At 75.8% G+C, this 11,843-nt stretch carries 7 protein-coding genes; 2 read left to right on the top strand and 5 right to left on the bottom strand.

The window, feature by feature from the left end; translation table 11 throughout:
* Window positions 1-217: 217 nt before the first annotated feature.
* The 3 genes from ACGF15_RS27645 to ACGF15_RS27635 form a co-directional block, all read right to left on the bottom strand.
* Window positions 218-1,249: a hypothetical protein gene (locus tag ACGF15_RS27645; protein WP_362610616.1), complete on the bottom strand. Its 1,032-nt coding sequence runs from the start codon at window positions 1,247-1,249 to the stop codon at window positions 218-220.
* Window positions 1,250-1,355: 106 nt separating this feature from the next.
* On the bottom strand, window positions 1,356-4,805 hold the full coding sequence (locus ACGF15_RS27640) for an ATP-dependent helicase (protein WP_392802869.1): 3,450 nt from the start codon (window positions 4,803-4,805) through the stop codon (window positions 1,356-1,358).
* Between the two features lie 119 nt (window positions 4,806-4,924).
* Window positions 4,925-5,404, bottom strand: a complete 480-nt coding sequence (locus ACGF15_RS27635; RefSeq protein ID WP_376428487.1) for an MGMT family protein — start codon at window positions 5,402-5,404, stop codon at window positions 4,925-4,927.
* 206 nt (window positions 5,405-5,610) lie between these two features.
* Between ACGF15_RS27635 and ACGF15_RS27630 the strand changes: the two genes are divergently transcribed.
* Both ACGF15_RS27630 and ACGF15_RS27625 read left to right on the top strand, forming a co-directional pair.
* Window positions 5,611-8,457: a lysylphosphatidylglycerol synthase transmembrane domain-containing protein gene (locus tag ACGF15_RS27630; RefSeq protein WP_345612839.1), complete on the top strand. Its 2,847-nt coding sequence runs from the start codon at window positions 5,611-5,613 to the stop codon at window positions 8,455-8,457.
* Between the two features lie 230 nt (window positions 8,458-8,687).
* The gene (locus tag ACGF15_RS27625) at window positions 8,688-10,277 is read left to right on the top strand and encodes an alpha/beta hydrolase (RefSeq protein ID WP_345612837.1); all 1,590 of its coding nucleotides are present in this window, start codon (window positions 8,688-8,690) and stop codon (window positions 10,275-10,277) included.
* 133 nt (window positions 10,278-10,410) lie between these two features.
* On the opposite strand, the gene ACGF15_RS27620 is transcribed toward ACGF15_RS27625, so the two are convergent.
* Entirely contained in the window at window positions 10,411-11,646 is a 1,236-nt protein-coding gene (locus tag ACGF15_RS27620) for a tyrosine-type recombinase/integrase (protein ID WP_392802864.1), read from the bottom strand.
* Window positions 11,646-11,843, bottom strand: a complete 198-nt coding sequence (locus ACGF15_RS27615; RefSeq protein ID WP_360643702.1) for a helix-turn-helix domain-containing protein — start codon at window positions 11,841-11,843, stop codon at window positions 11,646-11,648. The genes ACGF15_RS27620 and ACGF15_RS27615 overlap by 1 nt, the downstream gene beginning before the upstream one ends.

Raw genomic sequence — 11,843 nt, 5'->3', positions numbered from 1 at the left:
GCGCCGACACCGTCCGTCCCCGCGGTCCGCCCCCGGTCGCTCCCCCGCCCGGTCCGGGCTCCGTGCGGGGAGCCGGACCGGGCGGGCGGCGGCGCCGGGGCGCGGGGGCGGGGGCGCGGGCGCGGGGGCGGGGGCGCGGTGCGGGACGGCAGGGGCGCCCGGCCGGGGATGCGGGGGGGGCACGGGGGCGCGGTGTGCCACGCCAGGGGCGCCCCGCTCAGGAGACCGAGGCGCCTCCGGGCCGGGTGGCCGCCTCGAAGCCCGTACCGGTGTCGGGGCCGGTGCCGGTGTCGCCCGGGATATCGGGGTCCTCCCCGGTGCCGCCGTCGGAGGACGGGTACGGGTCGGGGTCCGGTGCCGGATCGGATTCCGGTGGCGGCGTGGAGCCGGGGTCCTCGCCGGGGTCCTCGGTGGCCTCGCCGGAGGGGCCCGCGTCGAAGGGGTCCGCGCCGCCCAGCTCCTCCAGGTCCACGATCTCGCCGGCGGGCGGTGCGCTCACCTCCACCGGGCGGTCGAAGCCGGAGAAGGTCAGGGTGCCGGGCTCGTCCCCGCCCGCCTTGACCACCCGGAGCAGGTAGGGCCTGCCCTCGGTGGCGACGTAGGCGGTGGTGGTCTCGTAGCCGGTGCGCCTGACCAGCGCCACGGCCGGTACGCCGTCGATCTCGGTCTCCTCGCCGAGGGTCATCCCGGGGCGCTCCCTGCGGTCCTCGTCCAGCCGGGCGACGGTCTCGTCGAGGTCGCACACGCCCCGCATGCCCTCGACGGCTCCGGGCGGCATCCTGATCCACCGGTCCTTCATCAGCTCCACCAGCGTCTCCCCGCCGCCGCCGGGTGCCGTCTGCGCGCGCTCGCCCATCGAGGCCCGCCAGAAGGCAGCGTCCCCCTTGATGTAGAGGACGCTGCTCAGCCGCCGCAGGTCGGCCCGGCCGCCGCGGACGCCGAGGTGGCCGGTGCAGTTGTCCCGGTCGTCCATGGCGAGGTCCACGGTCACCGCCTCGCCCTCGCTGCGCACCCCGCCCTTCATCCGCAGGGCGCCCGCCTGCCGGGTGGTCGTGAGCGCGCGGTCGGCGATGCGGTCGGCGGTCAGGCCCCGGAACGGGCCGGAGGTCGCCCCGCCGGTCGCCGCCACCGGCTCCTTGCGCCCGCCCGCGGCACCGGCGCGGGCGTCGCCGCCGGAGCAGCCCGCCAGCGCGGTGGCGGTGCCGATGCACGCGACCGCCAGGGCGAGGGCCTTCCTCGTGGCCACCATGTCACTCCTCGAAGATCCGCCTGTGCAGCCCTCAGGGGGCTGCCGTGGACCTTCATTGGAGGGGCGCCGAGCGCCCCACAGGGGGCCATATGCCGCAAAACACCGATTATTCCACTATTTGGCGGCCTTCCGGGCGGGCGCTGCACGCGCTGGTGAACGCGCAGTGGTCGCAGTGGCGGCCCGCGGACGGGGTGAAGCGCTCGTCCAGCACCCGCCCGGCCGCGGTCGCCAGCAGGTCGCCGACCCAGTCGCCGTCGAGCGCCTCCTGCCGCTGGACCTTGGGCAGCGCTTCGCCCCCCTCCTTCGCGGGTGCCGCCTGGCGCAGGTGCACCAGCTCGGCGCCGCCGGGCCCGGGCCGGGTGCCGTCGAAGACCTCGTCGACGGCGCCCTCGCGGACCGCGAGCTGGTAGACGGCGAGCTGGGGATGGCGGGCGACCTCGTCCCGGGTCGGCGCCTGCCTGCCGGTCTTGAAGTCCACGACGTAGGCGCGGCCCTGGGCGTCCCGCTCGACGCGGTCCATGGAGCCGCGCACCCGGACCTGGACGCCCCCCGCGTCCAGTGTCACGTCGAACTCGTGCTCCGTGGCGGCCGGCTGCCGCTCGCCGCGGTCCAGGACGTGCCAGTGCAGGAAGCGCTCCAGCGCGGCGCGGGCGTGCTCCTTCTCCTGGGCGGACTTCCACGGCGCGTCGAAGACGAGCCCGTCCCAGACCGCGTCGAGCCGTTCCATCAGCACCGCGAGGTCGGCCGGGCTGCGGCCGGACGCGACCTCGTCGGCCAGCACATGGATGACGTTGCCGAAGCCCTGGGCGGCGGTGGCGGGCGCGTCGGCCTTGACCTCCCGGCCCAGGAACCACTGGAGCGCACAGGTGTTGGCCAGCTGGTCCAGTGCGCTGCCGGACAGGGCGACGGGGCGGTCGCGGTCGCGCAGCGGCACCGCGCTGCGCGTCGGTTCGTCCATGCCCCACCAGCGGGAGGGGTGTGCGGTGGGGACGAGCGGCTGGCCCTCCTCGTCGGCGAGCGCGGCCAGCCGCGCCAGGCGCCGCGCGGCGGCGTCCCGCAGGGCCGGGGACGCCTGGGGGTCGACGGTGGTGGCCCGCAGCTCGGCGACGAGCGGGGCGACGGCCAGCGGGCGGCGGGCCCGGCCGGTCACGTCGCGCGGTTCCACGCCCAGCTCGGACAGGAACCTCGACGGCTGGTCGCCGTCGTCCGCGGGCGCCTTCACCGCGGTGGCCACCAGCCGGTCCCGGGCCCGGGTCGCGGCGACGTAGAACAGGCGGCGCTCCTCGGCCAGCAGGGCGCCGGGGGTCAGCGGCTCCGCCAGGCCGTCCCGGCCGATCCGGTCCGCCTCCAGCAGCGAGCCGCGGCGCCGCAGGTCCGGCCAGAGCCCCTCCTGGACCCCGGCGACCACGACGAGCCGCCATTCCAGGCCCTTGGAGCGGTGGGCGGTCATCAGGCGCACGGCGTCGTGGCGGGCCGTCCGCCGGGTGAGGGTGTCGGCGGCGATGTCCTGTGCGTCGAGTTCCTCGATGAGGTTCAGGGCCCCGCGTCCGCCGGTGCGCTCCTCCGCCCGGGCGGCGGTCTCGAAGAGCGCGCACACGGCGTCCAGGTCGCGGTCGGCGTTGCGGCCGGCCGCGCCGCCGCGGAAGGCCGCCCGCTCCAGCCGCTGCGGCCAGGGGGTCCCGTCCCACAGGAGCCAGAGCGCCTCCTCGGCGGTGCCGCCGCCCTCCAGGGTCCGGCGGGCGGCGCGCAGCAGCGCGGCGAGGCGCGAGGCGCCCCGCGCGTAGGCGGGGTCGTGGGCCACGAGGCGCTCGGGCTCGGCGACCGCGCGGGCGATCAGCGTGTCGGAGGGGGGCGGCACGCGGTTGCCGCCGGCCCGCTCCTCGTCGCGCAGGGCCCGGCCGAGGCGGCGCAGGTCGGAGGTGTCCATGCCGCCGAGCGGGGAGGTCAGCAGCGCGATGACGGTCTCCGCCTCGACTCCGCCGGGCCCGGCCCCGGGGACGTCGGGCCCGGGGCCATGAGCGTCGCCCCCCGCCCCGGGGGCGCCGGGCCCGGCTCCGGAGGCGTCCGCCGGCGCGGCTCCGCCGTCGGCCGCGGCGCCGCCCTCCGGCGCCCCGCCCCCCGGTGTCGGGGCCAGCGCCCCGTACGCCGCCACCCGCAGGGCCGTGAGCAGGGGCGCGACCGCCGACTCGTGGCGCAGGGGCACATCGTCGCCGGAGACCTCCACGGGCACGCCCGCCGAGATCAGCGCCCGTCGCAGCGACGGGATCGTCCGGCCCCCGGCACGCACCAGGACGGCCATCTCCTGCCACGGGACGCCGTCCTCCAGATGGGCGCGGCGCAGCAGGTCGGCGATCCCGTCCAGCTCGGCGGAGGCCGTGGGGTAGGTGTACGCCTCGACCCGGCCCCCCGCGCGGACCGCGTCCGGGCCCCGGTGCGCCCGGACGCGCTCCGCGGGGAGCCTGGTGAGCGGCATCCTCGCGGTGAGCAGGCGGGTCGCCTCCAGCAGCGCGGCCCCGCTGCGCCGGGACGTCCCGAGCACGGCGACCTGCGCGGGGCGGCCGTCGCGCCGGGGGAAGGCGTCGGGGAAGCCGAGGATGCCGCCGACGTCGGCGCCGCGGAAGGCGTAGATCGACTGGTCGGGGTCGCCGAAGGCGACCAGGGTGCGCCCGCCGCCCGCCAGGGCGTGCAGCAGCCGCACCTGCGCCGGGTCGGTGTCCTGGTACTCGTCCACGAAGACGGCGTCGTAGGGCAGGTCCGCCGGGGAGAGTTCGCGCTCGGCGAGCAGCACGGCCCGGTGCACCAGCTCCGCGTAGTCGAGCACGCCCTGCATGTCGAGCACGTCCAGGTACTCGGCGAGGAAGCCGGCGGCCGCGGCCCAGTCCGGGCGGCCGGTGCGGGCGGCGAAGCGGGCCAGGGCCTCGGGTCCGAGTCCGAGTTCGCGGCTGCGCGCGAGCACGGCGCGCACCTCGTCGGCGAAGCCCCGGGTGGTCAGGCAGGCACGCAGCTCCGCGGGCCAGCGCACGGCGTCCAGCCCGAGGCGCTCCAGGTCGATGTGGCCGGCGAGCAACTCGCGGAGGGCGACGTCCTGCTCCGGGCCGGAGAGCAGGCGCAGCGGCTCGGCGAAGAGCTCGGCGTCCTGGTGGGCGCGGACGAGGGCGTAGCAGAAGGAGTGGAAGGTGGTGGCCTGGGGACCGTGCGCGCCGCCGAGGCGCAGCGCCATCCGGTCGCGCAGTTCCACGGCCGCCTTCCGGCTGAAGGTCAGGACCAGAATGCGCGCCGGGTCGGCGCCCCGGGCGATCCGCTCGGCGACCGCCTCCACCAGGGTGGTCGTCTTGCCGGTGCCCGGCCCCGCGAGGACCAGCAGCGGACCCTCGCCGTGGTCAACCACCGCGCGCTGCGCTGCGTCCAGAACAGGGGGGTCCACGGGGGCCGGCGGGGTGCGCACCAGCCGGTACGCGCCCGGGGGCCTCCCCTTGTGCCCCTGCGGGCGCGGGGGGGAACCCTGCCGTGCCCGCTGCGGGGACGGCGTACGCCCGGTGGTGGAGGAGGAGCTCACGTGGATCGCCGGTCCTGGTGGGAGTGCTGGTGTCGGGGGCGCGGTGCGCTCCGCGCCCCGGCGACGCTACGCCACGCCGAGGGCGGGGTGCAGCCGCCGGTTCGTCTCGCCCGTACCGCTCAGGGTGCGGCCGCGCCGTGGCCGCCCGCCGGACGCCGTCCGGTGCGTCCGCCGTCGTGAGCCGCCCGCTCCGCCCGGCCGACGGCACCGCGCGCCGCGGGGCCGTCCGCGCCCGAAGGGCCCTTCGCGCGGCCGTCCCACCGGGCGCGCCCCATGTCCAGCCTCGGCAGGCGCGCAGCCGCTCCGGGCGCCGCCTCGCGCAGCGGCGTCCCCTCGGCGCGGTAGTGCTCCAGGGCCTGCCGCTCGTGGCCGGGCAGCAGCCTGCCGTCGGCGCGCACCACCCGCCACCAGGGCACGGCGGCTCCGTAGAGCGCCATGGCCCGGCCGACCTGCCGCGGCCCTCCGTCGCCGAGCCATTCGGCGACGTCGCCGTAGGTCATGACCCTGCCCGGGGGAATCTGTTCGGCGGTCTCCAGGACCCGGTCCGCGTACTCGGGGTACTGGGGGAACGCGGGCGGCCCGCCCTTCCGGTCGTCCATCCGCCCCATCCTGCCGCATGGCACCGACAGCCCCCGGAGCAGGTGGACAATCACCTGGAAACCCCTATCAGTAGACTTTTCCGACACCCGGCATCCCCGCAGCGCCCCCTGATACCCCTCTCCACCGTCCGGGCGTGCCACCATCATGCGGGCGGTGACTGGTGATACGAGATCAAGAAGAGACCGATTCGGCGAAGGAGCAGGGCGTGCAGCCTTCCAAGGCAGCGGACGGCCCTGGGCCCGGGCCGCAGCCGGACGCACCCGTTCCGCCGCACTCCGGCGACGCCGCCGGCGCCCGTGCCGACGACCGCCGCGGCACCGGTGACCGCGCCGGGCAGGAGCACGGTGCCGATCAGGCGCCCGGCGGGGCGGGCACTCCCGGCGAGGCGGCGGACGGGCCCCGGGCCCGTGTGCACAGTGCGGCCCCGGCCGGCTCGACGGCCGTGGGCGAGGGCACCGGCACGCTGCTGAACGACCGCGTCTCGGGCGACGAGCCACTGCTGGCCGCCCGGGTCCACCGCCCCTCGGACCTGATGCGGCTGCTCGGCGGCATCCTCGCCATCGCCGTCGTCCTCGCCGTCGCCGCCTTCGCCCAGGGCACCACCACCGGCCTGGAGTCGGACATCAGCAAGGGCACCGGCCAGGCCCCCGACCTGCTGGTGAAGCTGGCCGGTCTGGTCTCCAGCATCGCGGTGCTCCTGGTGCCGGTCGCCTTCGCCATCGAGCGGCTGGTGAAGCGCGACGGCCTGCGGATCGCCGACGGCGTCCTGGCGGCCGTCCTCGCCCACGGCGTGACCCTCGCGACCGACCTGTGGGTCTCCCGCGCGGCACCCGGCAGCCTCCAGGACGCCCTCACCCAGCCGCAGGCGGGTGGCCTGACCGACCCGGTGCACGGCTATCTGGCCCCCGTGATCGCGTACATGACGGCGGTGGGCATGGCCCGCCGGCCGCGCTGGCGGGTCGTGCTGTGGGTGGTGCTGCTGCTGGACGCCTTCGCGATGCTGGTCGCCGGCTACACCACCCCGTTCTCGATCATCCTGACCGTGCTGCTGGGCTGGACGGTGGCCTACGGCACCCTGTACGCCGTCGGCTCGCCCAACGTCCGCCCCACCGGGCAGACGCTGCTCGCCGGTCTGCGGCACGTGGGCTTCAAGCCCGTGAGCGCGATGCGCGCCGAGGAGACCCCCGACAGCACCGAGCAGGACCGCGGCCGCCGCTACCTGGTCGCCCTGGAGGACGGGCCGCCGCTGGACGTCACCGTCGTCGACCGGGAGCAGCAGGCCCAGGGCTTCTTCTACCGGGTCTGGCGGCGCCTGACGCTGCGCTCCATCTCCACCCGCCGCTCCATCCAGTCACTGCGCCAGGCCCTGGAGCAGGAGGCCCTGCTCGCCTACGCCGCCATCGCCGCCGGGGCGAACGCCCCGAAGCTGATCGCCACCTCCGAGCTCGGCCCCGACGCCGTGATGCTGGTCTACGAGCACCAGAGCGGACGGCTGCTGGACTCCCTGGCCGACGAGGAGATCACCGACGAGGTGGTGCTGAGTGCCTGGCGCCAGGTCCGGGCGCTGCACTCGCGCCGGATCGCCCACCGGCGGCTGACCGGGGACGCGGTCCTGGTCGACGCCGACGGGCGGGTGGTCCTCACCGATCTGCGCGGCGGCGAGATCGCGGCCGGGGACCTGGTGCTGCGGATGGACGTGGCACAGCTGCTGACCACCCTGGGCCTGCGGGTGGGGCCGGAGCGGGCGGTCGCCGCCGCGGTGGAGGTGCTCGGCCCCGACACGGTCGCCGACAGCCTCCCGCTGCTCCAGCCGATCGCCCTGAGCCGGTCCACCCGCGCCACCCTCCGCCAGCAGGCACGGGAGCGGGCCCAGCGGGAGCGGGAGGCCGTGCTCGCGGCCTCCGCGGCGGTGCGCCGCGCCCGCTCGGAGGGCGAGGGCCCGGCGGAGGGCAAGGACGGCCGCAAGGCGGCGCGCAAGGTCGAGAAGGCGGAGCGGCAGGCGGACAAGCGGGCCGTGGACGAGGCTCTGGACGAGGTGCGCGAGGAGGACCTGCTCTCCCAGATCCGGGCGCAGATCCTGCTGATCCGCCCGCAGGCGCCGGTGGAGCCGGTCCGGCTGGAGCGGATCCGGCCGCGGACCCTGGTGAGCTTCATCGCGGGAGCCGTCGCCGCCTACTTCCTCCTCTCCCAGATCGCGGGCATCGACTTCCGCACGGTCTTCGACAACGCCCACTGGGGCTGGGTGGCGGCCGCGCTCGCCTTCGCCGCCCTGAGCTACCTGGCGGCGGCGATGAGCCTGCTGGGCTTCGTCCCGGAGCGGGTCGGCTTCCGGCCCACGGTGCTGGCGCAGGTGGCCGGCTCGTTCGTGAAGATCGTGGCCCCGGCGGCCGTCGGCGGCGTGGCGCTCAACACGCGCTTCCTCCAGCGCTCGGGCGTGCGCCCGGGGCTGGCCGTCGCGAGCGTGGGCGCCTCCCAGCTGTTCGGACTCGGGGCGCACATCCTGCTGCTGCTGCTCTTCGGCTATCTGACGGGCACCGAGCGCACCGCCTCCTTCACCCCCTCCCGGACCGTCATCGCGGGCCTGCTGACGGTCGCCGTGCTGGTGCTGGTCGTGACCGCGATCCCGTTCCTGCGCAAGTTCGTCGCCACCCGGCTGCGGTCGCTGTTCGCGGGCGTCGTGCCCCGGATGCTGGACGTGCTCCAGCGGCCGGGCAAGCTGCTCACGGGCATCGGGGGCATGCTGCTGCTCACCGGCGCGTTCGTGATGTGCCTGGACGCCTCGATCCGCGCGGTCGGCGGCGGCGCCCAGCCGATCAGCTACGCCAGCATCGCGGTGGTCTTCCTCGCGGGCAACGCGATCGGGTCCGCCGCCCCCACCCCCGGCGGCGTGGGCGCCGTCGAGGGCGCCCTGCTCGGCGGCCTGGTCCTGGTCGGGGTGCCCAAGGAGATCGCCGCGCCCGCGGTGCTGCTCTACCGGCTGATGACGCTGTGGCTTCCGGTGCTGCCCGGCTGGTTCGCCTTCAACCACCTCTCGCGCAAGGGCTCGCTCTGATCCGCGCCGGGGCACGGGCGCCGGACCGGGACGGCGCTCGGGCCCTCGGCGGCGCGAGGCCACCGGGCGAGGGCCGCGGCCGAGCACGGAGCCGCGGCCGGGTCCAGCACCACGGCCCGGGCATCACCCGGTCGGTGGAGCGAGGCCACCCGTGGGGAGCAGGCCCCGGGGCACCACCCGCATGGCCCGTCGCCCGCGCGGCGGACGGCCTCCGGGCGCACGATGGCCGCATGCCGACGACCCTTCCCCCCGCCTCCCGCCGCGCCGGACGCCCCGGACGGGCGCGGCGCGCGGTGACCGGGACCGCCGCGGCCCTCGCCGTCCTGCTGGCCGCGGCGGGCTGCTCCGACGGCGGGGACGGCGACGAGCCCCCGCGCGACTACGCGGCCCAGAAGCTCGACTGGCAGCCCTGCCCCGCCCCCTCGGACGCGGAGGGCGGCGGCCCGCCGCCCTCGCCGCTGCCCGGCGGGACAGCTTGGGAGTGCTCGTTCATGGAGGCCCCGCTCGACTACGGCGACCCGCAGGGCGAGACGATCGAGCTGGCCCTGATCCGCGCCCGGGCGCGGGACGCGGACCGCCGCATCGGCTCCCTGGTGTTCAACTTCGGCGGCCCCGGGGGCTCCGGCGTGGCCACCCTCCCGGCGGCCGCCGCCGACTACGGCACCCTGCGCACCCGTTACGACCTGGTGAGCTTCGACCCCCGGGGCGTCGGCCGGAGCGTGCCGGTGGAGTGCCTGGACGACCGGCAGATGCAGGAGTACGTCGCCGAGGACGCCACCCCCGACGACGCCGAGGAGGTGGAGCGGTTCGTCGAGGGACTGGAGACGTTCGCGGACGCCTGCGAGGACAACTCCGGGGAGCAGCTCCCCCACGTCGGCACGCTGAACGCGGCCCGCGACATGGACCTGATGCGTCAGGTCCTCGGCGACGAGCGGCTCCACTACTTCGGCATCTCCTACGGCACCGAACTGGGCGGGGTCTACGCCCACCTGTTCCCGGGGAACGTGGGCCGTGCGGTGTTCGACGCGGTGGTGGATCCGGGCGAGAGCGCGGCGCAGAGCTCGCTCGGCCAGGCGGAGGGCTTCCAGCTCGCCCTGACCAACTTCCTCACCGACTGCGTGGAGCGCGGCGACGACTGCCTCCTGCCGGGATCCACGGCCGACGAGATCCAGGACTGGATCATCGGCTTCCTGGACGGACTGGACAGCCGGCCGATCCCGGGCATCGGCGACCGGATGCTCACCCAGAGCCAGGCGCTCAACGGCATCGCGCAGACGCTCTACTCGCAGGAGTACTGGGAGTACCTGGAGCAGGGGCTCGACGAGGCGGAGGGCGGCAACGGGGCCCTGCTCATGGCCTTCTCGGATGCGCTGACCGGCCGGAACGAGAACGGGACCTACAGCAACATCCAGGCGGCGGGCGCGGCCATCGGATGCGTCGACTCCGAGGAGCGCTACACCCTGGAGCAGACCCGGGAGCGGCTGCCCGCGTTCCGCGCGGCCTCGCCGGTCTTCGGCGACTTCCTCGGCTGGGGCCTGCTGGGGTGCACCGAGTGGCCGGTGCCCGGCACCTGGACGCACCCGGACGTCTCGGCCCCGGGCTCCGCACCGATCCTGGTCATCGGCAACACCGGCGACCCGGCCACGCCCTACGAGGGGGCGCAGGTGATGGCCGAGGCCCTCGGCGAGGACGTGGGGGTGCTGATCACGTACCGGGGCGAGGGACACGGCGCCTACGGCAACAGCGAGTGCGTGGACCGCGCCGTGGACGCCTACCTCCTGGAGGGGACGGTGCCGCGCGACGGGACGGTGTGCCGCTGAGGGCCCCGCCGGGGCGGACGGCGCGGGGCCCGGACCGCCCTCGCTCGGGCGGTCCGGGCCCCGCGGCCCCTCGGGGGTCAGTAGACCGGCAAGTCAGGAAGCATAGCGCCCGACCTGTGCACTTCCCAGGGTCTCACGCTTCCTGGGCCGTCGTGGGGCCGTCATCGGTGGCGGGGCCGTCCGCGAAGGCCCGGTTCACCGCCGCCCGGGTCCGCTTCTCGCTGCTGGGCATCAGGTGGGTGTACGTACGCAGCGTGAAGCCCGGGTCGTGGTGCCCGAGGTACTCGGACAGAGCCTTGACGCTCTCCCCCGCGTCCAGGAGCACGGAGGCGTAGAAGTGCCTCAGCGCGTGCATCCCGCTCGCCCGCCCGAAGGGCACTCCCGCGGAGCGGAGGGCCGGGCGCCAGGCCCAGCGGTTGAAGTCGTTGCGGTTGACGGGGCGGCCCTGGTCCCGGTGGAAGAGCAGTGACGCCGTGACCGGCTCCCCGTCGACCACCCGCCAGGGCAGGGTCACATCGGTCGGCGGATGCCGGCTGATGTGCTCCTCGACCGACCGGGCCACGCTTTCGGGCAGCGGGACCGTGCGCGTCCTGCCTCCCTTGGGCGGCGCGAACACCGGGCGGTGACGGATGAGCTTGACCTGCCGGTCCACGTGAACGACTCCCTCGACAAGGTCCACGTCCTCGACCGCCAGTCCCAGCACCTCCCCCTGGCGCAGGCCGCACCCACCGGCCAGGTCCACCATGGCCCGATACTGCGCCGGTAGAGCCGAGCGCACCGCGAACACACGGCCACGCGACCACGGGACGATCCTGCGGGGGTCGAGCTTCGGGGCCCGTACCGACGACGAGCGGCAGGGGTTCTCAGCGATCAGACGGTCGTCCACGGCCGCCGTGAGCATGGTGGAGAGGTTCGCGAAGATCACCCGCTGATAGGTGGGTGCGACTCCCCCGTCCTGCAGCTTCCGCAGCCATTCGCGGATATGCGTCGGCCGCAGAGAGCCGAGGGTGCGGCTCCCCAGGTACGGCAGGACGTGAAGGCGGATGCGCTGCTCGGTGCTCACGAAGGTGGCGGGGTCCATGGTGAGCGACGCCAGCCACCGTTCGGCGTGCTGCCGGACGGTGAGGCGACCGGCCTGCGGGTCGATGTACTGCCCGCGCGCCATGTCCGCTTCGATCTGGGAGAGCCACTGCTCGGCGAGGCGCTTCTGGCGGTCCGGGAAGCTCTTGGACTTCTCGGTGCCGTCGGGGCCGATGTAGCGGGCCCGGTAGCGCAGGCCGGTGCCGTGCCGGTCGCTCTTGACCTTGCGGCTCTTGTTGTCGGGGCCGGTCTCGGTTCGGTACCAGCGGTCCTGGATGTGCCCGGCCATCAGGCGGCTTCCCCGATCCGGGAGTCGACCCAGGCACGCACGTCGGTGGGGTCGAAGCGGAGGTGCCGGCCGACACGGAAGCCGCGGGGACCGGTGCGCTTGCGGCGCCACTGGTAGACCGTCTCGATGCTGGGCAGCTCGAACATCTCGACCAGGTCCTCAGGCGTCAGGAACCTGTTCGGCAGCTCTGAGGCCAT

It is taken from the genome of Streptomyces sp. NPDC048001 (assembly GCF_043203115.1).
Taxonomy (GTDB): domain Bacteria; phylum Actinomycetota; class Actinomycetes; order Streptomycetales; family Streptomycetaceae; genus Streptomyces; species Streptomyces sanyensis.
This window is presented reverse-complemented; position numbering and strand designations above follow the sequence as displayed.

Excerpts from the sequence above, each read along its gene's own strand:
- ACGF15_RS27645 (WP_362610616.1), bottom strand. The coding sequence starts at position 1,249 with ATGGTGGCCACGAGGAAGGCCCTCGCCCTGGCGGTCGCGTGCATCGGC.
- ACGF15_RS27635 (WP_376428487.1), bottom strand. The coding sequence starts at position 5,404 with ATGGACGACCGGAAGGGCGGGCCGCCCGCGTTCCCCCAGTACCCCGAG.
- ACGF15_RS27625 (WP_345612837.1), top strand. The coding sequence starts at position 8,688 with ATGCCGACGACCCTTCCCCCCGCCTCCCGCCGCGCCGGACGCCCCGGA.
- ACGF15_RS27620 (WP_392802864.1), bottom strand. The coding sequence starts at position 11,646 with ATGGCCGGGCACATCCAGGACCGCTGGTACCGAACCGAGACCGGCCCC.
- ACGF15_RS27615 (WP_360643702.1), bottom strand. The coding sequence starts at position 11,843 with ATGGCCTCAGAGCTGCCGAACAGGTTCCTGACGCCTGAGGACCTGGTC.